This window comes from Methylopila sp. Yamaguchi (assembly GCF_002897035.1).
Lineage (GTDB): Bacteria > Pseudomonadota > Alphaproteobacteria > Rhizobiales > Methylopilaceae > Methylopila.
Genome location: NZ_BAUX01000002.1, coordinates 196450 through 220945 on the forward strand (window position 1 = coordinate 196450; position 24496 = coordinate 220945).

At 69.3% G+C, this 24496-nt stretch carries 21 protein-coding genes; 13 read left to right on the forward strand and 8 right to left on the reverse strand.

Annotated features, from left to right (window positions below):
• Positions 1-66: 66 nt before the first annotated feature.
• Positions 67-1098, reverse strand: a complete 1032-nt coding sequence (locus tag METY_RS03070) for a polysaccharide biosynthesis/export family protein (RefSeq protein WP_160147295.1) — start codon at positions 1096-1098, stop codon at positions 67-69.
• A gap of 736 nt (positions 1099-1834) precedes the next feature.
• Here METY_RS03070 and METY_RS03075 point away from each other — a divergent pair.
• Positions 1835-2920, forward strand: a complete 1086-nt coding sequence (locus tag METY_RS03075) for a polysaccharide pyruvyl transferase family protein (protein ID WP_103119927.1) — start codon at positions 1835-1837, stop codon at positions 2918-2920.
• 73 nt (positions 2921-2993) lie between these two features.
• Here METY_RS03075 and htpG read toward each other — a convergent pair whose 3' ends face one another.
• The 3 genes from htpG to METY_RS03090 form a co-directional block, all read right to left on the reverse strand.
• Complete coding sequence (gene htpG, locus METY_RS03080; protein WP_103119928.1) at positions 2994-4895, reverse strand: molecular chaperone HtpG; 1902 nt, start codon at positions 4893-4895, stop codon at positions 2994-2996.
• A 94-nt stretch (positions 4896-4989) separates the two neighbouring features.
• Entirely contained in the window at positions 4990-6201 is a 1212-nt protein-coding gene (locus tag METY_RS03085) for a DegT/DnrJ/EryC1/StrS family aminotransferase (RefSeq protein ID WP_103119929.1), read from the reverse strand.
• Positions 6202-6366: 165 nt separating this feature from the next.
• Positions 6367-6900 (reverse strand): ureidoglycolate lyase, encoded by a 534-nt coding sequence (locus METY_RS03090; RefSeq protein WP_160147296.1) that lies wholly within the window; start codon positions 6898-6900, stop codon positions 6367-6369.
• Positions 6901-7022: 122 nt separating this feature from the next.
• Here METY_RS03090 and METY_RS03095 point away from each other — a divergent pair, with 122 nt between their 5' ends.
• The 5 genes from METY_RS03095 to METY_RS03115 all read left to right on the forward strand — a co-directional run bounded on the left by METY_RS03095 (position 7023) and on the right by METY_RS03115 (position 12619).
• A complete protein-coding gene (locus METY_RS03095; protein ID WP_103120132.1) occupies positions 7023-8636 on the forward strand; it encodes an ABC transporter substrate-binding protein in 1614 nt (537 codons plus the stop codon).
• A gap of 84 nt (positions 8637-8720) precedes the next feature.
• Positions 8721-9674, forward strand: coding sequence for an ABC transporter permease (locus METY_RS03100; RefSeq protein ID WP_103119931.1), 954 nt, complete (start codon positions 8721-8723; stop codon positions 9672-9674).
• 4 nt (positions 9675-9678) lie between these two features.
• Positions 9679-10569, forward strand: a complete 891-nt coding sequence (locus METY_RS03105; RefSeq protein WP_103119932.1) for an ABC transporter permease — start codon at positions 9679-9681, stop codon at positions 10567-10569.
• On the forward strand, positions 10566-11621 hold the full coding sequence (locus tag METY_RS03110) for an ABC transporter ATP-binding protein (RefSeq protein ID WP_200819582.1): 1056 nt from the start codon (positions 10566-10568) through the stop codon (positions 11619-11621). The genes METY_RS03105 and METY_RS03110 overlap by 4 nt, the downstream gene beginning before the upstream one ends.
• Positions 11618-12619: an ABC transporter ATP-binding protein gene (locus METY_RS03115; RefSeq protein WP_103119933.1), complete on the forward strand. Its 1002-nt coding sequence runs from the start codon at positions 11618-11620 to the stop codon at positions 12617-12619. The genes METY_RS03110 and METY_RS03115 overlap by 4 nt, the downstream gene beginning before the upstream one ends.
• Positions 12620-12636: 17 nt before the next feature.
• Here METY_RS03115 and METY_RS03120 read toward each other — a convergent pair whose 3' ends face one another.
• On the reverse strand, positions 12637-13296 hold the full coding sequence (locus METY_RS03120; RefSeq protein ID WP_103119934.1) for an aspartate/glutamate racemase family protein: 660 nt from the start codon (positions 13294-13296) through the stop codon (positions 12637-12639).
• A gap of 22 nt (positions 13297-13318) precedes the next feature.
• Here METY_RS03120 and METY_RS03125 point away from each other — a divergent pair, with 22 nt between their 5' ends.
• From METY_RS03125 to METY_RS03155, 7 genes are all read left to right on the forward strand, one after another.
• Positions 13319-14593, forward strand: a complete 1275-nt coding sequence (locus METY_RS03125; protein ID WP_244593503.1) for an allantoate amidohydrolase — start codon at positions 13319-13321, stop codon at positions 14591-14593.
• Positions 14594-14814: 221 nt separating this feature from the next.
• Entirely contained in the window at positions 14815-16410 is a 1596-nt protein-coding gene (locus METY_RS03130) for an ABC transporter substrate-binding protein (protein ID WP_103119936.1), read from the forward strand.
• 133 nt (positions 16411-16543) lie between these two features.
• Entirely contained in the window at positions 16544-17491 is a 948-nt protein-coding gene (locus METY_RS03135) for an ABC transporter permease (protein WP_103119937.1), read from the forward strand.
• Positions 17491-18375 carry an ABC transporter permease gene (locus METY_RS03140; protein ID WP_103119938.1) on the forward strand — a complete coding sequence of 295 codons (885 nt, stop codon included), beginning with the start codon at positions 17491-17493 and terminating at the stop codon, positions 18373-18375. The genes METY_RS03135 and METY_RS03140 overlap by 1 nt, the downstream gene beginning before the upstream one ends.
• A 2-nt stretch (positions 18376-18377) precedes the next feature.
• A complete protein-coding gene (locus METY_RS03145) occupies positions 18378-19388 on the forward strand; it encodes an ABC transporter ATP-binding protein (RefSeq protein ID WP_103119939.1) in 1011 nt (336 codons plus the stop codon).
• Positions 19385-20380, forward strand: a complete 996-nt coding sequence (locus METY_RS03150; protein ID WP_103119940.1) for an oligopeptide/dipeptide ABC transporter ATP-binding protein — start codon at positions 19385-19387, stop codon at positions 20378-20380. The genes METY_RS03145 and METY_RS03150 overlap by 4 nt, the downstream gene beginning before the upstream one ends.
• Before the next feature lie 172 nt (positions 20381-20552).
• Entirely contained in the window at positions 20553-22142 is a 1590-nt protein-coding gene (locus METY_RS03155) for a gamma-glutamyltransferase family protein (protein WP_103119941.1), read from the forward strand.
• Positions 22143-22211: 69 nt separating this feature from the next.
• Here METY_RS03155 and METY_RS03160 read toward each other — a convergent pair whose 3' ends face one another.
• The 3 genes from METY_RS03160 to METY_RS03170 all read right to left on the reverse strand — a co-directional run bounded on the left by METY_RS03160 (position 22212) and on the right by METY_RS03170 (position 24495).
• Positions 22212-22997, reverse strand: a complete 786-nt coding sequence (locus tag METY_RS03160; protein WP_103119942.1) for a GGDEF domain-containing protein — start codon at positions 22995-22997, stop codon at positions 22212-22214.
• Positions 22998-23108: 111 nt separating this feature from the next.
• A complete protein-coding gene (cynS, locus tag METY_RS03165) occupies positions 23109-23558 on the reverse strand; it encodes a cyanase (RefSeq protein ID WP_020185678.1) in 450 nt (149 codons plus the stop codon).
• A 46-nt stretch (positions 23559-23604) separates the two neighbouring features.
• Entirely contained in the window at positions 23605-24495 is an 891-nt protein-coding gene (locus METY_RS03170; RefSeq protein WP_103120134.1) for an ABC transporter ATP-binding protein, read from the reverse strand.
• Between the last annotated feature and the right edge of the window lies 1 nt (position 24496).

Sequence of the window (24496 nt, forward strand, 5' to 3'; positions counted from 1 at the left end):
GCGTTCGAACCAAAAAAAGGGGCGCTGTGAAGCGCCCCTTTTTGCATGCGTGGATCTGGATCGGCTCTATTGGCCGAAGGTCTGGCCAGTCTTGGCGATCGTGGCGCCGGTCAACACCGGGCTCACCGTCATCCGGAACAGGTCGAGCATCTTCGACAGCTCCACCGAGCCGGCGTTCGAGAGATAGACGATGTCTTTCTGCCGCAGGTTGAAGCGGTCGGTCAGGAAGAAGCCGCCCGCGCTTCCCATGTCGAACTGGTAGACGACCGGCACGAAGGCGCCGCCTCCCGGGCCGCCCGGCGCAAGCTGGTCGGCGATCGCCCGCGGCTCGTAGCGCAGCACGAAGATGCCCTTCGCGTCTGCGCGCGCGTCGTTGAGGCCGCCTGCGCGCCCGAGCGCGCCGGCGAGGCTTAGAGGCTCTGCCGGCAGCGGGAACTCCGCGGAAGTGCCGGAAGCGCCGAGCATCAGATACGTGCGCGCCACGGTCGAGACGTTGATGAAGTCGCCCTTCTGGACGCGGATATCCGAACTGGGGTTCTGCAGCAGCGCGTGCAGACGCACGGAGCGCGTGGTCGAGCCGCGGGTCAGCGAGACCACCGTGTCGCTCGGCCTGGCGGCCGGGCCGCCGGCGCGCGTCACGAGCTGGAGAAGCGTCTCGCCGGCCGGCGTGATGTCGAACTCGCCCGGCGACTTCACGTCGCCGCCGACGACCACGCGATTGGCGAGGTTGGCCGACAGGCGCACGAGAACCTGCGGTTGAACCGCGTTCTCCTTGAGTTTTGATTCAATCTCGAGGCCGAGTTGGGTCGGCGTCTTCCCCGCCGCCTTCACGCGGCCGACGAACGGGAAGACGATCATTCCGCTGCCATCGATCTGGATGTCCGGCAGGGTCACGATTTTGGACCCTTCGCCGCCGGCGCTGGCGCTGCTGATGCCCGTGAAGAGGCCGCCCGAAGTCGGTTCGATCACCGTGACCGAGATCGCGTCGCCCGCCCCAAGCTTGCCGGCGCCCCCGCCGCCACGGAAAAACCCGTCGGTGGACATCCCGACTTCACCGTAGGCCGACAGGATGCTGCTGGCCTGGGCGGAATATTTCACGAGGCGGAAGGGCAGCGTTTTCGGGGACTGCGCTTCACGTTCGACCGCGCTCGCCTGCGGGCCGCTGGACGGCAGCGAGGTGCAGCCGGCGAGAGGAGCCGTCGCGAGAGCGACGCTAAGGCAGGCGACCGACGCCTGCCGAGAACTCGGACGCCAGTAAGCACGACGCTTGAACGCATACATTCAGTTCGCCTTCTCAGTTTCGCGCGCGCCCACATTGCTCATCCGCACGGCTGCGGCAAGAGCCACAAACGCAGGCGGTCGGCGAAACGCAAGGGAAGCTCCCAAGCCCTGTCCGAACGCCCCGACGACGGATCGACGTTCGAGCGCCCCCGCCACGACGACGTGGGGCGATCGAAGACCGGTCCGCTGGAGAGGCGTCCGACACGCCAAGGCCGCAAGCTTCCCCGCCAATCAATGCCCCGATAACGGTCTTGAACCCTTTAATTGAGCGTAAATGAGGCCTTACGAACCGTGCCAGCAAACGCCCGGTCGTCCACAAGTCTTTCTGGGGAGGTGTTGAGACGCGGCAACAGTTCTCGGAATCAGGCGACTTTGTGGCCGGACTAGCCGTCGAGTCCGTGTTTCACGGCGGCGATCTATTGCTGCGTTTCATCAAGGTGTTGAGCCTCGGCGCGAATTGGGCCATGCAGAGCGCATGTCAGTTGCGGGTCGGGCGACCACGCCACGCCCCCGGCGCCCGGCGGCGCCCGCTGGCGAGACGAGGAGTTCATTTTTGCATTCGACTGAGATCGCCGAAGTCGCGGCGTCCATCGGCGCAGCGCCCGTGAGCTGGGTGGCGGCGACTCAGGACCAGACCTATCTCAACCTTGGCGACGCACTGAGTCCCCTCATGGTTGCGATGCTGTCGGGCCTCCCGATCTTCCACGAGGCCCACCGCTCCGACCTGCCGCGGCTCGCGGCGGTCGGAACGATCGCTCACAGCTTCGAGAAGGGATCGGTCTCGGTTTGGGGAACGGGGACTTCCGCGAACCGGAATCCGCTGCACCACGGCGACAAAATCCCGTTCGTTCCCAGCGCGGACACCGCCTACAAGGTCTACGCCACCCGTGGGCCGGTGACCCGGGCGATCCTCAAGGAGGAGAACGCGGTCGGGCCGGCGGCGTTCGGCGATCCCGTGTGGGCGCTGCCGCGGTTCTATGCTTCCAAGACCGAGAAGAAGTATGATCTGGGAGTGATCGTCCACCTCTCCGACCTGGTCGACCGCAGCCTCGATGCGCAGCCGAAGCCCGAGATGCTGCGTTACGAGATCCCCGAGGAGTTCGAGGGTCGGATCAAGATCATCAACACGGTGACGGACGTCTCCCTCACGGCGATGAAGGACCGGCTCGACGAGATCCTGTCCTGCCGCCGCCTGGTGTCGACCAGCCTGCACGGCCTTGTCTTTGCGGAGAGCTACGGCATTCCCTGCCTCTACTTCGCGCCGCGCGGCGCGGAGGGGAAGGGGCTCCAGACGCGTCCGATGGATCCCAACGACGGCTATGATCTTCGGATCACCGACCTGTACCTGGGCGTCGGGCGGACGAGCATTCCGATCTACCATCAGCCGCGCCGCCAGAGGACCGACTGGGCCAAGCTGATGGCCGCGGTCGACACGGCATGGGAGCCGATCGACTTCGACCTCGACCCGCTGCTCGAGGCCTTCCCCCTGCCCTACGCTCCGATCTCCGCGGAGCCGGGCAAGACCGTCTTCGACCATCCCGCGATCAAGGCCGTCCCGCTGCGCCATGGCCAGCCGAGCCCGGCGCGCGACTTGCTGCGCACCCTGTGGCGCAAGAAAACGGCGGCCGCCGCGCGATAGGCCTTCGCCCCGAGACCGGCCTCAGGGAGTTAGAACGACGAAGGGCGCGGCCATGGCCGCGCCCTTTTTTCGTTCAGGACAGCGCCTTCTGCAGCACCCGCGCGAGCCGCGCAGAGAACCCCGCGGCGTCGTCCGGCCGCTCTCCATCGAGGATCCGCGCCTCGTCAAACAACAGGCCGACAGCGTCCTCCTTGAACGCCGCGTCGACGTCCGCGCGCTCCGCCAGAGCGGCGACGAGCGCGTGCGACGGGTTGATCTCGAGCACGGGCTTCGCGGCGGAGGCGGCCCGCCCCGCGCCCGCAAGGATCTTCTCGAGCTGGCGGTCGGGTCCGTGGTCCGGAGCGACCAGGCAGACGGGGCTTTCGGTCAGCCGATCCGAGGCGCGCACGTCCGAGACTTTCTCGCCGAGGGTCGCCTTCGCGAAGTCGATGAAGGCGGCGACGGCGGGCGTCGTCTCCGCGGCCGAGGCGTCGTCGGCGGACTCGGGCTTCGCGATCAGCGACAGATCCGCCGCGCCCTGCGTCACCGACTTGAAGGGCTTGCCTTCGAAGCCCTGGACGGAGGACGTCCAGAAGCTGTCGATCGCGTCCGACAGCAGCAGCACCTCGACGCCTCTCGCCCGGAAGCCTTCGAGGTGCGGCGAGGCCTTCAGCCGCTCGGGCTCGGCGCCCGCAAGGTAGTAGATCGCGGTCTGGTTGTCCTTGAGGTCGGCGAGATACTGCTTCAGCGTCCGGTAGCCGTCGCCGGAGGCTGTGGTCCGGAAGCGCGCCAGCGCAAGCAGCTGGTCGCGGCGCTCGAAATCCTCGTAGACGCCCTCCTTCACGACCGCGCCGAAAGCCTCCCAGACCTTCGCGAAGCTTTCGGCGTCATTGTCCGCCAGCTTCTCCAGATCGCTGAGGACGCGGTTGGTGACGCCCTTGCGGATGGCGGCGAGGACCGGGCTTTCCTGGATCATCTCGCGCGAGACGTTCAGCGGCAGGTCGGAGGAGTCGACTAGCCCACGCACGAACCGCAGGTAGCGAGGGAGCAGCTCCGCGTCGTCGGTGATGAACACGCGCTTGACGTAGAGCTTCATCCGGCCGGAGCGCTCGGCGTCGAACAGGTCGTACGGCGGGGCCGAGGGGGTGAAGGCGAGCGCGACGTACTCGTGGCGGCCCTCGGCGCGGAAATGGGTGGTCACGGCCGGCTCGTCGAAAGCGCCGAGGCCACGGTAGAACTCGGCGTAGTCTTCCTTCGAGATTTCCGCTTTCGGCTTAAGCCACAGGGCGGCGCCGTCGGAGAGCGCGCGGGGCTCCGCGCCGGGGCTTTCGACCAGATAGACGGGCGCGGGTACGTGGCCCGACTGCGTCTTCACCGCGCGCTCCAGCGTCCAGGCTTCGGCGTAGGAAGCGGCGTCCTCGAGCAGGTGGAGCGTCACGCGCGTGCCGCGGGCGGGAGCTTCGTTGAGATCGGCCGCCGCGATCGTGAACGCGCCCTGCCCGTCCGACGACCAAACCGAGGCCTCGTCGGCGCCGGCCCGGCGCGACACGACTTCGACCCGCTCCGCGACCATGAAGGCGGAATAGAACCCGACGCCGAACTGCCCGATGAGGTGCGCGCCCTCCTTGCCCTGGGCCGCCTCGACCCGCTCGATGAAGGCCTTGGTGCCCGAGCGCGCAATGGTGCCGAGCGCCTCGACCATCTCCTCGCCGCTCATGCCGACGCCGTTGTCCTCAATCGACAGGCGGCGGTTGGCGGCGTCCGCCGTCAGGGTGATCCGCGGCTTCGGATCGTCGGCGAGCAGTTCGGGTCGGGAGATCGCTTCGAAGCGGAGCTTCTCGCAGGCGTCGGCGGCGTTCGAGACCAGCTCGCGCAGGAAGACGTCCTTATCGGAGTAGACCGAATGCACCATCAGGTGCAGCAGCTTGGCGACATCCGCCTCGAAGGGGCGGCTCTCGGGGGTCGTCGGCTGCGAGGCGGGGGCGTCGACGGTCATGGGCGGTCTCCGGTTCGTCCAGCGCGTTTCGGCGGCTGAGATGGCTGGCGTCCCGGCGAAGATCAAGAGCCGCGGCGCAAGCCGCGCGCCGGGCTCAGGCGAAGCTGCGCTTCAGCACCGCGACGACCCGCGCGAAGCCGGCGTCGTCCAGCATCTCGCTGTTCGTCACCGTCAGCGCCCGCGCGGCCAGCGCCTGCGCGTTCGGCGCGTTCGCCGGCGGCACGATCGTCTTGAGGTAGTCATAGTCCGGCAGCGCGCAGCGATAGAGGCGGCTCACGCCGTAACCGCTCGGCCACAGACGGGCTAGCGCCGTCTCGCAGGCGGAAGCGTGCGGCGCGAGCACCAGGAAGAACGGCCAGACCCCCGCCTCCTGCGGACGGTCGTAGAACACCGTCGCGTTCGGGATGGCGGCCAGCGCGCTCAGGCGCACCCGCGCGCGCTCGGCGGCGTCCGCCTGGAACTTCGCCAGCCGCGAGATCGCGCGGGCGCCCACGCCACTCCGCCACCGGCCGACGCGGTGCATGGGGATGCGGAGCGGAAAGACGTCGCCAACCGCGGAAGCGACGTCCCCGGCCGCGAGCGCGCGGCGCCGGGGGGACCCGTAGACCCGCCCGAGCCCGCGCGGGTTGTAGAGCGCCCAGTAGAACAGCAGTTGCAGCGCGGCGCGCCGCTCGGCCTCGGCGTCCGGCGCGATCGTCTGCGCCGAGGTCAGCGCCAGTTCCTTGCGCAGGGCGTCGTCATGGGCCCAGAGCAGGCCGCCGTCGAAGATCGACAAACCATCGCCCACCCCGAGGCTGAAAAAGCCGAGATCGCCGATCGCCCCCACCGCGCCAGCGGCGGAGACCGCGCCGAAGGCGTGCGAGGCGTCCTCGATGACGAAGGCCCCGACGGAGCGGGCGACCGCGATGGTCGGCGCGACCGCCGTGACACGGCCCGCGAGATGGGTGGGCACCACCGCGAGCGTGTCGGAATCGCACAGGCTCGCGAGCTGCGTCAGGTCGAGGTCGAGACTGTCGGCCGCGAGATCGCAGACGCGCAGCTCCAGCCCGCACTGGGCCACGGCGATCGCGATCTGCGGCGAGGTGTAGGCGGGCACGACGACAGCCCGACGGCCGCTCAGCCGGTGCAGGGTCTTCAGCGCGACGACGAACGCGGCGGCGGCCGAGCTCTCCAGCTGCAGGCGCTGGACGCCGATGTGGCGCGCCGCCGCCGCCGCGAGGTCGCCCCATCCGAGCAGATCGCTTGCGACGAGAGGCAGGCCGGCGCTCGGCGCCGCTTCCTTCCGAAATGTTGGAAACAGTGACATTCAGACGCGCGCCGGCGCGCCGGCGCCTAAGCGACGCGAGGCGTCGGAGAAGGCCGCGAAATGGGAGCGCCGCGGGGACGGGGGAGCGAACATCAAAACCTCAGGCGCGTGAGCGCGCGGAACCTACGTAGTCCACCGGACTGACGCAAGCGACCGGCGCGCGCGTCACCACCCCTCCACTCGGAGCGCCACGGGAAGCCGGCGCTCCTCGGTGTCTCGGCCGCCGCCCGCCTCCCACATCCACATCGCGAACAGGGCGTCGCCGCCGAAAGCCGCCATCGGCATGTGCCAGACGCCCGGCGCGTAGTGCACGCCGACGTCCGGCGGCGCGACGAAGGCCTCGGCCCGGTCGGTCGCCGGCTCCCCATCTGCCCGCGACGGCGCCACGACGACGAGATAGGGCCCGGCGAGCCGCATCGGGACGAAGGTCTGCGACGCGAGCGGGTGGCGCTCGAGCAGATCGATCTCGAACGGCTTGGGCGACGCGGTCACGGCGTAGAGGGCGAGCACGGGTTCGGCGGCGTACGGGTCATGCGTAAGCCGCGCAACGCCGTCGTAGCGCAGTGCGCGGCCATCGTTGACCTGGCGGCTTATAGGTCCCGGCGCGACCACATTCCCAAAGGCGGCGAAAGCCTCTCCGGTAAGCGGACGCGCCTGGAGCGCGCCTCCTGTCGCGGCATTCGCCCAATCATTAGGCATTTCCTCGCTCCTTCGACTTTCGTCGTACATGTGAGCCTGCGCAGAACCACGGTTTGCCCCGATGGCACGACGCTTGCTGCGCCGCACTCAACGGCGCGATGGCGCCGGACCGCGGGGAGAGCATGATGTTTCGAACGACACTGACGCGCGCAGCCCTTGCGGCGTCCCTGATCGTCGGCGCGCACGGCGCGGCCTCGGCGCAAGGCACGCTGCGGATCGGCATGACCGCGTCCGACATTCCGCTGACGACAGGTCAGACGGACAACGGCGGCGAAGGCATGCGGTTCATGGGCTACACGGTCTATGACGGGCTCATCAACTGGGATCTGACCAGCGCCGACAAGCCCTCCGACATCGTACCCGGGCTCGCCACCGAGTGGGGCATCGCGCCCGGCGACGAGAGCAAGACGAAGTGGATCTTCAAGATCCGGCCTGGCGTGAAGTTCCACGACGGATCGGACTTCACGGCCGAGTCGGTGGTGTGGAACCTCGACAAGCTGATGAAGACGGACGCGCCGCAGTACGATCAGCGCCAGTCGGCGCAGGGCAAGTCGCGCATTCCGGCGGTCGCCTCCTACCGCGTCGTCGACCCGATGACCGTCGAGATCGTCACCAAGGCGCCCGACGCCACCCTGCCGTACCAGCTCGCCTGGATCATGATGTCGTCCCCCGGACAATGGGAGAAGCTCGGCAAGAGCTGGGAGGCCTTCGCCAAGACGCCGTCCGGCACGGGCCCGTGGAAGCTGACCGGCTTCGCGCCGCGCGAGCGCGCCGAGATGGTTCCGAACAAGGAGTACTGGGACAAGACCCGCGTCCCGAAGCTCGACAAGCTGATCCTGATGCCGCTGCCGGAGCCGAACGCCCGCGTCGCGGCGCTCCGCGCCGGCCAGGTCGACTGGATCGAGGCCCCGGCGCCGGACGCCGTGGAGTCGCTGAAGGGCGCCGGCTTCCAGATCGTCACCAACGCCTACCCGCACAACTGGACTTGGCATCTGTCGCGCGTCGAGGGATCGCCGTGGAACGACATCCGCGTGCGCAAGGCCGCGAACCTCGCCATCGACCGCGAGGGCATGAAGGAGCTGCTGTCGGGCATGATGATCCCGGCGCAGGGCTGGCTGCCGCCCGGGCACCAGTGGTTCGGCGAGCCGACCTTCAAGATCACCTATGACGTCGAGCAGGCCAAGAAGCTGCTCGCCGAGGCCGGTTACGGGCCGGACAAGCCGATCCGGACGAAGATTTTGATCTCCCCCTCGGGCTCCGGCCAGATGCTGCCGCTGCCGATGAACGAGTTCATTCAGCAAAGCCTCGCCGAGGTCGGCATCATGGTCGACTACGAAGTGGTCGAGTGGAACCAGATGATCAACATCTGGCGCGCCGGCGCGAAGGATCCTTCCGCCCGCGGCACGACGGCGATCAACTACTCCTATTTCATCCAGGATCCGTTCAGCGGCTTCATCCGGCAGACCCAGTGCAACCTCTCGGCGCCGGCGGGCGTGAACTGGGGATACTACTGCGACCCCGAGACCGACAAGCTGTTCGATCAGGTCCGCAACACCTTCGATCCGGCCGCCCAGACCGAGATCCTGAAGAAGGTGCACGAGAAGTTCGTCAACGACGCGCTGTTCCTGTTCGTCACCCACGACGTCGCCCCGCGCGCCATGAGCGCCAAGGTGAAGGGCTTCGTTCAGGCGCAGAACTGGTTCCAGAACTTCGGGACCATCACGGTCGAGCCGTAAGGGCCGACGACACGCAAGGCCCGCCCCCGGCCGTCTCGGCCGGGGGAAAGCTGAGCCGCTCGACCGCGTCGGAGAACAGGCCTCATGCTGCTCTACATCCTGAAGCGGATCGTCTACGTCGCGCCTGTCGCGCTCGGCGTCAGCCTCGTCTGCTTCATGCTGGTCCACCTCGCCCCGGGCGATCCGCTCACCGCGATCATGCCGGTGGACGCCACCGCCGAGCAGCAGGCGGAGATGCGGACGATCTACGGCTTCGACCGACCGCTCCCCGTGCAGTTCGGCATCTGGCTCGGCAAGGTGCTGACCGGCGACCTCGGCGTCTCGATCGCGACCGGGCGGCCCGTGCTGGGCGAGGTCGCGCGGGCGGTCAAGAACTCGCTGATCCTCGCCGCCGTCGCCACCCTCATCGGGTTCGCGCTTGGCTCGTTCTTCGGCTTCGTCGCCGGCTACTTCCGCAACAGCGTGATGGACCGCCTCGCCTCGGCGGTCTCGGTGCTCGGCGTCTCCGTGCCGCATTATTGGCTCGGCATGGTGATGGTGATCATCTTCTCGGCCCAGCTCAACTGGCTGCCGCCGACCGGCGCGGGGCCCGGCGGCTCCGCGGACTGGCGGCCGGATTTCGAGCATCTGCGCTACATCATCCTGCCCGCCATCACGATGTCGGTGATCCCGATGGGCATCATCGCCCGCACCGTGCGGGCGCTGGTCGCCGACATCCTTTCCCAGGAGTTCGTGCAGGCGCTGCGCGCCAAGGGACTCGGCGAATGGGGCGTGTTCAAGCACGTCGTCACCAACGCCGCCCCGACCGCGCTCGCCGTCATGGGCCTCCAGCTCGGCTACCTGCTCGGCGGCTCGATCCTGATCGAGACCGTGTTCGCCTGGCCCGGCGCGGGCTTCCTGCTCAACGCCGCGATCTTCCAGCGCGACCTGCCGCTGCTGCAGGGCACGATCCTCGTGCTGGCGATGTTCTTCGTGAGCCTCAACCTGATCGTGGACGTCGCCCAGACGGCGCTCGATCCGCGCATCCAGAGGGCCTGACGCCATGGCCGCCATCGCCGACAGCGTCGCCCTCGAACCGGCCCCCACGAAGCCGAGCCGAGGCTATTGGGGCAGCGTGCTCCAGCGCCTGCGGCGCGACCCCGTTGCGATGGTCGCTCTCGGCGTCATCCTGCTGATCGTGCTCGCCGCCGTGTTCGCGCCCTGGATCGCGCCGGCGGACCCGTTCAAGGGCTCCATGATCCGCCGGCTCCGCCCGATCGGGACGCCGGGCTACCCGCTCGGATCCGACGAGCTCGGCCGCGACATGCTAAGCCGCCTCCTCTACGGCGGCCGGCTGTCGCTGTTCCTCGGCGTCATGCCCGTCATCCTCGCCTTCGGCATCGGCTCCACCATCGGCATCGTCGCCGGCTACCTCGGCGGCTGGATCAACACGGTGACGATGCGCACCATCGACGTGTTCTTCGCCTTCCCCTCCGTGCTGCTGGCGATCGCGCTGTCGGGCGCCCTCGGCGCCGGCATCCTGAACTCGATCGTCTCGCTCACCGTGGTGTTCGTGCCGCAGATCGCTCGCGTGGCGGAGAGCGTGACGACCCAGATCCGCACCCGCGACTATGTGGAGGCGGCCCGAATCTCCGGGGCGGGCGGTTTCACGATCGTCCGGGTGCACGTGCTCGGCAACGTTCTGGGACCGATCTTCGTCTACGCGACCAGCCTCATCAGCGTGTCGATGATCCTGGCCTCAGGCCTCTCGTTCCTCGGCCTCGGCGTGCGTCCGCCAGAGCCGGAATGGGGCCTGATGCTGAACACGCTCCGGACCGCGATCTACAATCAGCCGCTCGTGGCCGCGCTCCCCGGCGCGATGATTTTCCTGACCTCGATCTCGTTCAACCTGTTCTCGGACGGCCTACGCTCGGCCATGGAGGTCCGCCAGTGATCATCGGCGAACCCGCTCCGCCGCCCGGCGGCCCGACCCGGGACCGCGGCGGCCCCGGCCAGCCCCTGCTGTCCGTGAAGGGCCTTATCAAGCACTTCGGCCAGAAGAAGGGCTTCCTCACCAAGGCCGGCCCCGTGGTTCGCGCCGTCGACGGCGTCGACTTCGACGTCGCGAAGGGCGAGACGCTCGGCATCGTCGGCGAGTCGGGCTGCGGCAAGTCCACCACGGCGCGTCTCGTCATGCAGATCATCAAGCCGGACGCCGGAGAGATCCTGTTCGACGGCGAGGCGGTGGGCTCGCGGGCGCTGGAGCTGAACGCCTTCCGCCGGCAGGTGCAGATGGTGTTTCAGGACAGCTACGCCTCGCTCAACCCGCGGCTGACCGTCGAGGACACCATCGCCTTCGGGCCGCGGGTGCACGGCGCGACGCGGCGCGCGGCGGCGACCCGCGCCCACGACCTGCTTCACCGCGTCGGCCTCGAGCCCGCCCGCTTCGCGGGGCGCTACCCGCACGAACTTTCCGGCGGCCAGCGCCAGCGCGTGAACATCGCCCGCGCGCTCGCGCTCGATCCGCGCCTGCTCATCCTCGACGAAGCGGTCTCCGCGCTCGACAAGTCGGTCGAGGCGCAGGTGCTGAACCTGCTGCTCGACCTGAAGGACGAGTTCGGCCTGACTTATATGTTCATCAGCCACGACCTCAACGTCGTGCGGTTCATGTCGAACCGGGTGATGGTGATGTACCTCGGCAAGGTCGCCGAGTTCGGGCCGTCCGAAGCGCTGTTCGAGACTCCGCGGCATCCCTACACCGGAGCGCTCCTCGCCTCGATGCCGTCGATGGACCCGGACGCGCGCACCGAGGTGGCGCCTCTGGCGGGCGACCCGCCGAACCCCATCAACCCGCCGCCCGGCTGCCGCTTCAACCCCCGCTGCGCTAAGAGCGCGGCGCTGTGCGCGCACGAGGAGCCGACGCTGCTGGCGGCCGGCGAGGGCGACCACCGCGCGGCGTGCTGGCTCGTCGACCCTTCCTCCGGCCATCCGAGGCTCGCGGCATGAGCGACGGGCTGATGGTCGACGTCGCCGGGCTCACCGTCGACTTCAAGGGTCCCAAGGGGCCGATCCGCGCGGTCGACGGCGTCGACCTGCACCTGAAGCGGGGCGAGACCGTCGCGTTGCTGGGCGAATCCGGCTCGGGCAAGAGCGTGACGCTGCGCTCGCTGATGCGGCTCCACCCTTCCTCCGCCAGGATCGGCGGCAAGGTGGAGGTCGACGGCCGCGACGTGCTCAAGCTGTCGTCGCGGGAGCTCGCTGGACTGCGCGGCCCGATCGTCTCCATGATCTTCCAGGATCCGGGGCTCGCCTTCGATCCGGTCTACCGCATCGGCGACCAGATCATGGAAGCCGTCCGCCGGCATGAGAAGCTGTCGAAAGCCGAGGCGCGCGCGCGGGCGCTCGCGCTGTTCGAGCGGGTGCGCATCCCCTCGCCCGACAAGCGCCTCGACAACTACCCGCACGAGATGTCCGGCGGCATGCGGCAGCGCGCGATGATCGCGCTCGCCCTCGCCTGCCGCCCCAAGGTGCTGCTGGCCGACGAGCCGACCACCGCGCTCGACGCCACCGTGCAGATCCAGGTGCTGCTGCTCCTGCGCGAGTTGCAGCGGGAGCTCGGCCTGGCGGTGGTGTTCGTCACCCACGACATCGGCGTCGCGGTCGAGGTCGCCGACCGGATCGCGGTGATGTACGCGGGCCGCATCGTCGAGATGGGCCCGGCGCGGGACGTCATCCGCGAGCCGCGCCACCCTTACACGCAGGGGCTCCTGCTCTCGCGCGCAAGCCATGCGCCGACCCCCGGCGCACGGTTGGCCGCGATCCCCGGCGCGCCGCCCGACCTCGCCGATCTGCCGCCGGGCTGTTCCTTCCGCCCGCGCTGCGGCCACGCCATCGACGACTGCGCGGAGCTCCAGCCCGAAGCGGTCTCGGTCGGCGCCGCCCACTTCGCGCGCTGCATCCGCACCCGGACGACGGCAGAGGCTTACGAAGCCGTGGGCGCATGACCCGGGCGGCGCGGCGTTCAGCTCATGCGTCGCGCCGCGAGCGCCGCCTCGACCGCAGCCGCCACGCCGTCGAGCACGGGCGCGCCGGCCTCCGCCGCGATCTCCGCCGCGAAGCCCGCGAAGGGCGCGCCGCCGAGCAGCACCGCTTCGGCGCCGTCCTGCTCCACGCAGGCTCGGACGGCCGCCAGAACCTCCGCGCGATGGCCCGCGCGGTCGGCGATCAGATCCCGCACCCCGGCGCGCACGAGGCGAAGGCCCGCAAGCTGCGGCGTCAGGCCGAGGTCGTCGATGCGCGCGCGCACCGCGTCCTCCATCGCCGCGCCGGCGGTGACCAGCGCGAAGCGCCTTCCCCCGGCGCCTGCGGCGCGGAGGCCCGCGCGGCCGAAGCCGACCACGGGCATGACCTCCAGCGCGGTCGCCTCCTCAAATCCTGGATCGAGGAACGCGGCCGTGATAGCCGCGTCGCATCCGGCGTTCGCGCGCAGGGCGTCGAGCACGGCGCGGACGGCGGTTCTCGCCTCCTCGACCGTCTGGATGCCGGGCGCGCCGAAGGCCGCCGTCACGGCGACGATCTCCGCGCGGGGCCCCGCCACGCGGCGCGCTTCGGCCGCGAGCAGGGCCGTAACGGATTCTGCAGTGTTGGGATTGATCAGTAAGATGCGCGTTTCGCCCGCCACGACGTCTGCCTTCGATCCTCAGATGCTCACGCCTCCTAGCACGACTTCGACCTCGCCCGGCACCTCGGCCTCTATGGGCGCCCGCATCTGCGAGCGGGTGGACGCCCTCGCGGCGATCTCCGCCGAAAAAGGCGCGATCACGCGCGTCTTCATGAGCCCCGAGCAGAAGCGCGCCAGCGACCTCGTTCTCGGCTGGATGACGGAGGCGGGCATGGACGCTCGCGTCGACGCGATCGGCAACGTCGTCGGCCGTTACGAAGGCGCGACGCCGGGCGCCCCGGCGATCCTCTTGGCCTCGCACCTCGACACGGTGCGCAACGCCGGCCGGTGGGACGGGGTCCTCGGCGTGGTGACGGGCATCGAGTGCGTCGCCGCGCTGGCGCGCGACGGCATCCGCCTGCCCCATGCGATCGAGGTCGTCGGCTTCTCCGACGAGGAGGGCGCGCGGTTCGGCGCCACGATGCTCGGCAGCAAAGCGCTCGCCGGTGCCTTCGACCCGAGCCTGCTGAAGCTGCGCGACGGGAACGGCGTCACCATGGCCGACGCGATCCGGGCCTACGGGCTCGACCCGGAGCGGATCGGCGCGGCGCGGCGCGATCCGTCCGAGATCGCGGCCTATCTCGAACTTCACATCGAACAGGGGCCGGTGCTGGAGAACTGCAAGCTGCCCATCGGCTGCGTCAGCGCCATCTGCGGCGCGACGCGGCTCGCGGTGACGCTGACCGGCGCCGCGGGCCATGCCGGCACCGTGCCCATGAACCAGCGCGCCGACGCGCTCGTCGGCGCCGCTGCGGCCGTTCTCGCCGTCGAGCAGGCAGCGACCGCGACCCGCGGGCTGGTGGCGACCGTCGGCCGGCTGATGGTTGAGCCCGGCGGCGCGAACGTCATTCCGGGGCATGTCGCCTTCACCGTCGACGTCCGGGCGCCGCAGGACAACCAGCGCTTCTCGACGCTGAAGCGCATCGAGGAGTCGATCGTCGCGATCGCCTCGACGCGCGGCCTCGGGGTGTCGATCGAACGCATCCACGACGAATCGGCGGCGCTCTGCGACCGCGCCCTGCAGGACCGCATCGACGCCGCGATCGAGGCCCAGCGCTACGAGCCGCTGCGGCTTGCGAGCGGCGCCGGCCACGACGCCATGGTGATGAGCCGGATCGCGCCGATCGGCATGATCTTCGTCCGCTGCCGCGCCGGGCTCAGCCACCATCCTGACGAGCACGCCGAGCCGCGCGACGTGGACGCGGGAGCGCGCGCGCTCCTCCACGTTCTCAAGAGCTTCGAGAACGCGCCCCTCTGAGCCCGCGTCTCACGGGTACGTGAACTCGAACTGCTCAACAATGCGCCGGATTGCCCAAAAGTCGTAGGCACTTCGCCGTCCAAGCTTCCAGCCGCCGCCTCGTTTTCGGGCGACTGGCGTTTGGCATACCGCTTGCCTCTCCGATCCCGAAACGCGGGGCTTACCCCGTATTTTTGGCGCCCGCCTCCAAGGCCGCGCAGGACAGCGGAGACGTTTCTCTCATGACGGACCACAAGGCGATCCTGGCCGAACGTTTTCTCGGAGGCCTCAACCGCCGCGATCTCATGAAAGGCCTTGCGGCCGGCGGCGTGGTGATGGCGGCCGGCGGCCTCGCCCGGCCCGCCCATGCGGCCGGCAACGAGATCAAGCTCGCCTGGGTCGACCACATCGACACGCTGGACCCGCACTTCACCGGCTTCCTCGGCGCCGTGAAGGTCCACAACAACATCTACAACGGCCTGCTCAAGGTCACCTACGACGGGAAGAAGGTCGGCTTCGTCCCCGACCTCGCCGAGAGCTGGGACATCACGGACGGCGTGATCCACACCTTCAAGCTGCGCCCGAACGTCAAGTTCCACGACGGCACCCCCTGCGACGCGGAAGCGGTGAAGTGGAACGTCGAGCGGGTGTGGAAGGGCGAGCCGAAGTCGCCCCACGGCTGGAAGTTCAAGTCGCTCGAGAAGGTCGAGGTGGTCGATCCCCTCACCGTCAAGCTGACCTTCAAGCAGCCCTACGCCTTCCTGCCCGTGGCGCTGACCGGCTCGACGGGACGCGCGGGCACGATCGTCTCCCCGGCCGCGGTGCAGAAGTTCGGCGCCAGCTTCGGCCGCAACCCGGTCGGCACCGGACCGTTCAAGTTCGTCTCGTGGAAGGAGAACGATTCGATCCTCCTCGAGAAGAACCCGGACTACTTTGAGGCCGGCCTGCCGAAGCTCGACAAGGTCACCATCCTGATCATGAAGGAGGCCTCCTCCGCGATCGCCGCCGTAATGTCCGGTCAGGTCGACGGCATGAGCGACAGCCCGGTGCAGTTCATTCCTCAGCTGAAGGCCAACCCGAACCTTCAGGTCTTCGGCGAGATCGAAGGCAACTACGTCTACATCGCCATGAACTGCCGCAAGGCGCCGTTCGACGACATCAACCTCCGCCGCGCCGTGGCTTTCGCGCTCAACCGCGAGCAGATCATCAAGCAGGCGTTCTTCGGCCAAGGCATCCCGGCCTACACGCCCATCTCGCCCCCGATGACCGACTTCTACGATCCGAACGTGGCGAAGACCGGCCGGGGCCAGCGCTTCGACCTCGCCAAGGCCAAGGAGTTCCGCGCCAAGGCCAAGGTGCAGGACGTGATCGAGCCGAAGTTCATGGTGACGGAGGAAGGCACCTACGGCTCGCGCCTCGCGCAGACCGTGCTGCCGATGCTGGCCGAGATCGGGATCAAGCCGAAGCTGGAGCTCGTCGAGCGCGCGGCCTGGGTCAGCCGCCGCAACGCCGGCGACTTCGAGATGCTGGACTTCAACTGGTGGGCGGATCTCGACCCCGACGAGACGCTGTTCCCGGAGTTCCACACCGGCGCGGCCTGGAACTATCCGGGCTGGTCGAACAAGCGCTTCGACGAATGCGTCGAGCAGGCGCAGGTCATCCTCGACGTCGCCCAGCGCAAGGCGCTTTACGAGGAAGCCAGCGACATCATCATGGACGAGGCCCCGATCGCCATCACGTCGCACATGCCCGTGTTCAAGATCTTCGCCAAGAAGGTGAAGGGCTTCAACTACATTCCGGTCGACAGCCTGAACCTGCACACCGTCACGGTGTCGTAACCGACGCTCGTCTCGATGCGCCCGGACCCAAGGGTCCGGGCGGCCGCCGACTTCACCGACGCTCTCCGCCCGCCTGTTCGGCCCCGCCGGACGTGGCGATCGGCGCGTCGCCGCATGAGGGCCGCTTCGCCTGATGGCCTGGTTCGTCTCCAAGAAAATCCTGCAGACCCTGATGGTTCTGCTGATCGTCTCGATCGCGAGTTTCGCGCTTCTGAAGTTCGCGCCGGGCGATCCGGTGCAGCTGATGCTGGGGTCGGAGTACTCCGCCGAAGCGCATGCTTCGCTGGTGAAGCAGCTCGGCCTCGACCGCCCGATCCCCGAGCAGTACGCGCGCTGGCTCGCGGGCTTCCTCAGCGGCGACTGGGGGACCTCCTTCGTCAGCAAGGCGCCGATCTTCCGCTACGCCTTCCTCGAGGCGCTGCCGGTCACGCTGACGCTGGCCGCCTCCGCGCTCGGCCTCGCGATCGTCATAGGCGTGCCGCTCGGCGTGCTCTCCGCCACCCGCAAGGACACCGGCTGGGACGCGGCGGTCGCGACCCTGACGCTGACCGGCACCTCGTTTCCGAGCTTCTATCTCGGCATCCTGCTGATCTGGCTTTTCGGCGTGCAGCTCGGCTGGTTCCCGACGCTCGGCTTCGTCGCGCCCTGGGACGACCTGTGGGGCGGGATCGTGCACATGACGCTGCCCGCGATCACGCTCTCCACCTACTTCCTCGCCATGATCGTGCGCCTCACCCGCGCGAACCTGATCGAGCAGCTGGAGCAGCCCTACGTCGCCGCCGCCCGCGCCCGCGGCGAGCCGCGCTGGCGCGTGGTTTGGGTGCATGGCCTGCGCAACGTCATGCTGCCGCTCGTCACCATCCTCGGCCTTCAGCTCGGCGCGCTGCTCCAGGGCGCGGTGCTGACCGAAACCGTGTTCTCGCTGCCCGGCGTCGGCCAGATGATGACGAGCGCTGTGCTGAACCGGGAGTACGGCGTGGTCCAGGCCGGCGTGATGATGACCGCCTGCCTGTTCGTGCTGACCAACCTTCTGGTCGACCTCGCCTATCCCTTCCTCGATCCACGCCTGAGGCCACGCTGATGGCGGACGTCGCTCTCTCGTCGCCCCGCGCGGCGCCCTCCCGCGCCGCCAACGTCTGGACCTACGTCCGCGGCCACGTCTGGTTCGTGATCGCGGCCGTCGTCGTCGCGGCCTACGTGTTCGCCGCGGCCTTCGCGCCCTTCGTCGCCCCCTTCGCCCCGACCGAGCAGGACATGATGAGCTTCATGGCCCCGCCGGCCTGGGGGCCGCACCTCCTCGGCACCGACAGCTTCGGGCAGGACCTGCTGTCGCGCACCATCTACGGCGCCCGCTACGCGCTGCTGATCGGTCTCGGAGCCGTATTGATAGGCGCCGGCGGCGGGCTGGTGGTCGGCCTCGCCGCGGGGTTGATCGGGGGCCGCGTGGAGTGGGCGCTGATGCGCCTCGTGGATTCGCTGCTGGCCCTGCCGTCGCTGATCATGGCGATCGCCTTCATCTCGATCCTCGGTCAGGGCGTCGACAAGGTGGTGCTCGCGGTCGGCGTGGCGCTGATCGGGCCGTTCTCGCGCACCGTGCGCGGCGACGTGCTGCAGGTGAAGGCGCAGCCTTTCGTGGAGGCCGCGCGCCTGATGGGCGTCGGCACGCTCGCCATCGTCTGGCGGCACATCATCCCCAACGTGATCTTCCCGCTCGCGGTACAGGCGACGATCCGCGTGAGCTACGCGATTCTCGTCTCCTCCGGCCTGTCGTTCATCGGCATCGGCGTGACCCCGCCGACGCCCGACTGGGGCCTGATGATCGCGGAGGGCCGCAGCTTCGTCAGCTTCGCGCCGTGGATCGCCGGCGTGCCGGGCGCCGCGCTCGCCGTGCTTCTGATCGCGCTCAGCGTCGTCGGCGACGGCGTGCGCGAGCAGTTCGACCCCAAGCTCAAGAAGGAGGGGTGACCATGGCGCTCGCTCTCGCCCGCCCCGCCTCCGCCCCGCCCGAAACGCCGTCGTCGACGCCCGCGCCCGCGCCGCTTCTGACGGTCGAGCGCCTCTCGCTCAGCCGCGGCGAGAAGCTGATCCTCGACGAAGTCTCGTTCACGCTGAAGCGCGGCGCCACGCTTGGCCTCGTCGGCGAGTCCGGCGCCGGCAAATCCACGATCGCGTTGGCTCTCATAGGCTTGCTGCAGAAGCCTCAGGTCGGGCTTGAGGGCACGATGGCGCTCGACGGCTCCGCCAATCTGGTCGACGCGACCGAGAAGGACTGGCTGAAGCTGCGAGGCCGCCGCGTCTCGATGATCTTCCAGGACGCCTCCTCGGCGCTGAACCCCTGCTTCACGGTCGGCAGCCAGCTGACGTCGCCGCTCCGCCGGCTTCTCGGCATGGGCGCGAAGGAGGCACGGGGGCGGGCGATCGATCTGCTCGAGAGCGTCGGCCTTAACGACGCGGCCTCGCGCCTCGACGCCTACCCGCACCAGCTCTCCGGCGGCATGCAGCAGCGCGTGATGATCGCCATCGCGCTCGCCACCAACCCGGAGCTGCTGCTCGCTGACGAGCCCACCAGCGCGCTCGACGTCACCATCCAGGCGCAGATCGTCCGGCTCATCCTCGACGAGACCCGCAAGCGCGGCGCGAGCTGCATCTTCGTGCTGCATGACCTCGCGCTCGCCAGCCAGGCCTGCGACGAGATCGTGGTGCTCTATGGCGGGCAGGTGATGGAGGCCGGCCCGAGCGACGTGTTGCTGGCCGAGCCGCTTCACCCCTACACGCGGGGCCTCAAGGCCTGCGTGCTGGAACTCGACACCGACGAGCTCGTTCCCTTGCCGAGCGGGGCGCCGTCTTTCGCCTCGAAGACGCCCGGCTGCCGCTTCGCGCCCCGGTGCGGCAACGCCTTGCCGAAGTGCGTCGACGAGAAGCCGCCGCTCGAAACCGTGCGCGGCCGCAAGCTCGCCTGCTGGAACCCCGCCGCATGAGCATGCCCTCGGAACTGTTTCGCCTGCTCGACGTCGAGAAGGCCTACGACGTCGGCCGCAAGGGCGGTCTGTTCGCGTCCGGCCCGAGGCGGCGGCTCGCCGCGCTCGACGGCGTGCGTCTGTCGCTGAAGGCGGGGGAGAGCGTCGCGATCGTCGGCGAAAGCGGCTCGGGCAAGACTACGCTGCTGCGGGTGCTGCTCGGCCTCACCTCGCCCTCGGACGGGCGCGCGCTCTATCGGGAGAAGGACATCACCCTGCTGCAGGGCGAGGACCGCGACCGCTTCTGCCGCGAAGTCGCGATGATCTACCAGGACGCCCGCGGCTCGCTCAATCCGCGGATGAGCATCCTCGATCTCGTCGCCGAGCCCTTGGATCACCACGGTCTGTGCAAACCCTCGGAGCGGCGCGACCGGGTGGCGGCCCTGCTGTCGCGAGTCGGCCTGCCTCCGGAAATGATGGAGCGCTACACCTCGGCCCTCTCCGGCGGGCAGGTGCGGCGCGTCGCGATCGCCCGCGCGCTCGCCTCCTCGCCCGCCGTCCTGGTCGCGGACGAAGCCGTATCCGGCCTCGACGTCTCGACCCAAGCCCAGCTCCTCAAGCTGCTGCGCGACCTGCAGCGCGAAATGGGGGTGAGCCTGCTGTTCATCACCCACGACCTCGGCGTCGCGGCCTATCTCTGCGAGCGGATCGCAGTGATGTACCTCGGTCGCATCGTCGAGACCGGCCTGACCAAGGACGTGCTCTCGGCCCCGGCGCACCCCTACACCCGCGCCCTGCTCAACGCCGCCCCGAAGTTCTTCGAGCCGATCGCGGAGCCGCTCGGCGGCGAGATCCCGAGCCCAATCGACCTGCCGCCCGGGTGCCGTTTCGCCGGCCGCTGCCCCGAGGCGCGCGACGATTGCCGGGCCAGTGACCCGGAGCTTGTGGCCGGCGCGCCGAACCGCGAATTCGCCTGCCTCCACCCGCTGATCGGCGAACCCGCATTCGCCTGATAGACAGGGCGGCCGCGTGCGTGCTTCGCGACGCCTGCCTCTGGCAGGCGCCTCGGCATGAGGAGTTCGGAGCTTGCTCCAACATCCTCAATGCTGAAGAGCGACCTGTAAGGTCGCGTCTCGAGCACGCGCCGCGCCGCCGCCACGCTGACCGACGTTCAAGGACTTCGAAATGAGAGACCTGTTCCGCCCCGGCCGCAGCACGCTGCTCGCCCCGAACGCCGCGATCGCGACGTCCCACCCGCTCTCGACCGCGGCGGGGCTCGCCGTGCTGCGCGAGGGCGGCAACGCCGTGGACGCGGCGCTCGCGGCGGTCTCGGTCCAGTGCGTGGTCGAGCCCCACATGACCGGAATCGCGGGCGATTGCTTCGTGCTCTACGCGCCAGCCGGCGGCGAGGTGATCGCCCTCAACGGCAGCGGCCGCGCCCCGGCGGCGGCGACCGTCGAAGCCCTGAAGGCGCTCGGGCTCTCCGACATCCCGCCGACGAGCGCCCACGCCGTCACCGTCCCCGGCGCGATCTCGGCCTGGATGAAGCTGCACGGCGACCACGGTTCGCTGCCGCTCGAGCGCCTGTTCCGTGACGCGATCGCCTACGCCGAGAACGGCTACCCCGTGACCCAGCGCGTTGCCTTCGACTGGGCCCGCGCGGTTCCGCTGCTGGCGCTGGACGAAGGCGCGGCCCAAGTGATGCTGGTCGACGGCGGCCGCGCGCCGCGCGCCGGCGAGCGCCACGCCCAGCCGAAGATCGGCGCGCGCCTGCGTGAGATCGCGAAGAACGGCGCCGCGGCGTTCTACACGGGCGCGGTGGCCGAGAGCCTCGTGAAGCGGCTGAACGCCCTCGGCGGTCTGCACACGATGGATGACTTCGCCGCCGGCATGACCGTCGCGGACTACGTCACGCCGATCCGCTCCAACTACCGCGGCTACGACGTCTACGAGTGCCCGCCGAACGGCCAGGGCGTCGCCGCGCTGATGATCCTGAACGTGCTCGGCGGCTTCGACCTCGGCCCGGACCTGCCGATGGCGGAGCGCATCCACCTGCACGCCGAAGCGACGAAGCTCGCCTATCACCACCGCGACCACCTGATCGCGGACCACGACCACCTGCCCCACCCGACCGAGACGCTGCTCTCGGACGAGACCACCGCGGCGCTGCGCAAGCGCGTCTCGCGCGAGACGGCGCGCCCGGCGACGCTCTGGACCGAGCCCGAGCACAAGGACACCGTCTACCTCTCGGTGGTCGACCGCGACGGCAACGCGATCTCCTTCATCAACTCGATCTTCAACTCGTTCGGCTCGACGCGCCTCGACCCGGAGACCGGCATCCTGCTGCACAACCGCGGGGCGTCGTTCCGCCTGATCGAGGGCCATCCCAACGCGATCGGCCCGCGCAAGCGCCCGATGCACACCATCATCCCCGGCATGCTGCGCAAGGACGGCCAGACCGTCGCGCCCTTCGGCGTCATGGGAGGGCACTATCAGGCGGCGGGTCAGGCGGCGTTGCTGTCGGGCCTGCTCGACCGCGGGCTGGGCGTGCAGGAGGCGATCGACGCCCCGCGCTCCTTCGCCTTCGACGGCGTGCTGGAGGTCGAGCCGACGATCGATCCGATCGTGCTGGAGCGCCTTGGCGCGCTCGGTCATCGCATCCAGGTGGCGGACTCGCCGATCGGCGGCGCCCAAGCGATCTGGATCGACCGCGCCAATGGTCTGCTGCTCGCGGGCTCCGACCCTCGCAAGGATGGCTGCGCGCTGGGGTTCTGAAGACGCTCGTCGCTTCCAACGTCACGCGGGCGTAGCCAGCGTGGCGTCGGACACGCCGTCGGGAGCGCGTCACGACGACGTCGCGAGCGCCTCGACCTCCGGGGCGGCCGACACGACGACGCGGTCGCGCCCCGCCCTCTTCGCCTCGTAAAGCCGCGCGTCGGCGCGGGTGTAGGCCTCGCGGACCGGGAGCGCCGGATCGATCGCCGCCCCGCCGACGCTGATCGTCACGGTCAATCGGACGTCGCCCTCGACCAGGATCGGCGTTCGTGCGACCGCGGCGCGCAGACGTTCGGCCGCGTCCGCGGCGTGGCGTTCGTCCGCCGCGATCAAGAGCACCGCAAACTCTTCGCCGCCGAGCCGCCCGACCGCGTCGCCCTCGCCGAGCGTGGACGAGAGCCGGGAGGCCACCTGCGTCAACACATCGTCGCCGACGGCGTGGCCGTAACGATCGTTGATCGCCTTGAAGTGGTCGAGGTCGGCGACGAGCAGCCACGCCCCCGCCGACGACGAGCGCGCCTGCTCCACGACGGCGAGCAGGCTCTCGCGGTTGAGCAAGCCAGTAAGGCCGTCGCGGCGCGCGGTCTCGGCCAGCGCGTCATGCGCTCGCTGGAGCTCCTCGTGCGCCGCCACGAGCGCGGCGCGCGCCACACGCAGCTGCTCATGCTGCCAGAGCTGCCACGCGCTGGCGGGCCAGGCGATCAGGAGCGGGCAGAGGACGCACATCAGCCAAGCGTTGCCGTCGACGACGCCGCCGACCGCCGGAACGACGGTGACGGCAAGGCCGAGCGAGAGGGCGACCGACAGGAACGCGACGCCGGTCGACCGCAACAGCACCCGCCGCATCACGGACATGGTTCACCCCGCCCGAATCGGCGATGCGCCGATGGGTCAGCCCTGTCTTAGCGCGTCAGCCCGCAGTTGTGGAGCGGCGGAAGGCCGGCGCGCGCCGCCGCTCCATGGCTGTCAGTAGCGCTTGTAGCTCAGGAACTTGCCGGACATCCCGATCTTGACGCGGTCGCCCTTCTGGTCGGGCTGGCGCTCCAGCGTCATGTCGAAGTCGATCGCCGACATGATGCCGTCGCCGAATTCCTCGTGGATCAGCTCCTTCCACGTCGTGCCGTACACCTGGATGAGCTCATAGAACCGGTAGATCACCGGATCCGTCGGCGGCACCTCGGGCAGCGACCCGCGATACGGGATCTCCGTCAGCAGGATCTCGGCCTCCTTCGGCAGATCGAGCAGCTCGGCGGCCTTGGCGGCCTCGTTCGGCTCGAGCCGCATCTGCCCGAGCATCGCGGCGGTGATGACGATCTGCGACGTCGAGATCGAGACCTTCTCGTGGATCTGCTTCCAGGTCAGGCCCTTCATCCGCTTGGCGGACAGCACAAGTTCGGTCACTTCGGCGCGGGTCATAGCGCTTCCTCCTTCAGGGATGGCGTTGGGGTCGAGCGCTGCCGCCTCAGATGGAGGCCGCAGCCGGCAGCGGGTCTTCGGCTGTGGCGCGCGGACGCACCACAGCGGGCTTGCGAGGATCGTAGGGTCGGCCCTCGATCTCGCTCGCAAAGCTCTTCGAGCGGGTCACCAGGAACTCCAGCAGGTGGTTCCGCAGCGGGTAGTAGTCGGCGTGCCTATGCATTGAGGCCGCCAGGCGGTCGCGCGGCAGCGGGTTCTCGACGATCTCGGCGATCTTCGCCTGCGGCCCGTTCGTCATGAGCACGATCCGGTCGGCCAGCAGCATGGCCTCGTCGATGTCGTGGGTGATCATGAACACGGTCTGCCCGGTCTCCCGGCAGATGCGGCGCGCCTCCTCCTGCAACGAACCGCGGGTCAGCGCGTCGAGCGCCGAGAACGGCTCGTCCATCAGCAGCATCTTGGGCTCGATCGCGAGCGCCCGGGCGATGCCCACGCGCTGCTTCATGCCGCCGGACAGCTCCGCGGGCTTCTTGTGCTCCGAGCCCGAGAGGTGGACGAGGTCGACGTAGCGCTGGCAATGCGCCCGGACCGTCTCCCGCGACCACTCCGGGCGGCGGGACGACACCGCGAGGGCGATGTTGCCCAACACGGTCATCCAGGGCAGCAGCGAATGACCTTGGAAGATCACCGCACGGTCGAGGCTGGGGCCGGAAATCTCGCGGCCGTCGACGATGACGGAGCCGGAGGACGGCTGGTCGAGACCGGCGAGCACATTGAGGATGGTGGTCTTGCCGCAGCCCGAATGGCCGATCAGACAGACGAACTCGCCCTTCTGGATTGGCAGCCACAGGTCCTCGAACACCGTGGTCTCGCCGCCGCCGCGCTTGGGATAGCGCCGGGCGAGCGCTTCGATGGAGATGAGGGGCTTGTCCGTCATC

Coding starts and splice junctions, on each gene's coding strand:
- METY_RS03170 (WP_103120134.1), bottom strand. CDS start 24,495: ATGACGGACAAGCCCCTCATCTCCATCGAAGCGCTCGCCCGGCGCTAT.
- METY_RS03095 (WP_103120132.1), top strand. CDS start 7,023: ATGATGTTTCGAACGACACTGACGCGCGCAGCCCTTGCGGCGTCCCTG.
- METY_RS03160 (WP_103119942.1), bottom strand. CDS start 22,997: ATGTCCGTGATGCGGCGGGTGCTGTTGCGGTCGACCGGCGTCGCGTTC.
- METY_RS03115 (WP_103119933.1), top strand. CDS start 11,618: ATGAGCGACGGGCTGATGGTCGACGTCGCCGGGCTCACCGTCGACTTC.
- METY_RS03145 (WP_103119939.1), top strand. CDS start 18,378: ATGGCGCTCGCTCTCGCCCGCCCCGCCTCCGCCCCGCCCGAAACGCCG.
- METY_RS03140 (WP_103119938.1), top strand. CDS start 17,491: ATGGCGGACGTCGCTCTCTCGTCGCCCCGCGCGGCGCCCTCCCGCGCC.
- METY_RS03085 (WP_103119929.1), bottom strand. CDS start 6,201: ATGTCACTGTTTCCAACATTTCGGAAGGAAGCGGCGCCGAGCGCCGGC.
- htpG (WP_103119928.1), bottom strand. CDS start 4,895: ATGACCGTCGACGCCCCCGCCTCGCAGCCGACGACCCCCGAGAGCCGC.
- METY_RS03155 (WP_103119941.1), top strand. CDS start 20,553: ATGAGAGACCTGTTCCGCCCCGGCCGCAGCACGCTGCTCGCCCCGAAC.
- METY_RS03090 (WP_160147296.1), bottom strand. CDS start 6,900: ATGCCTAATGATTGGGCGAATGCCGCGACAGGAGGCGCGCTCCAGGCG.
- cynS (WP_020185678.1), bottom strand. CDS start 23,558: ATGACCCGCGCCGAAGTGACCGAACTTGTGCTGTCCGCCAAGCGGATG.
- METY_RS03100 (WP_103119931.1), top strand. CDS start 8,721: ATGCTGCTCTACATCCTGAAGCGGATCGTCTACGTCGCGCCTGTCGCG.
- METY_RS03105 (WP_103119932.1), top strand. CDS start 9,679: ATGGCCGCCATCGCCGACAGCGTCGCCCTCGAACCGGCCCCCACGAAG.
- METY_RS03150 (WP_103119940.1), top strand. CDS start 19,385: ATGAGCATGCCCTCGGAACTGTTTCGCCTGCTCGACGTCGAGAAGGCC.
- METY_RS03125 (WP_244593503.1), top strand. CDS start 13,319: ATGCTCACGCCTCCTAGCACGACTTCGACCTCGCCCGGCACCTCGGCC.
- METY_RS03130 (WP_103119936.1), top strand. CDS start 14,815: ATGACGGACCACAAGGCGATCCTGGCCGAACGTTTTCTCGGAGGCCTC.
- METY_RS03135 (WP_103119937.1), top strand. CDS start 16,544: ATGGCCTGGTTCGTCTCCAAGAAAATCCTGCAGACCCTGATGGTTCTG.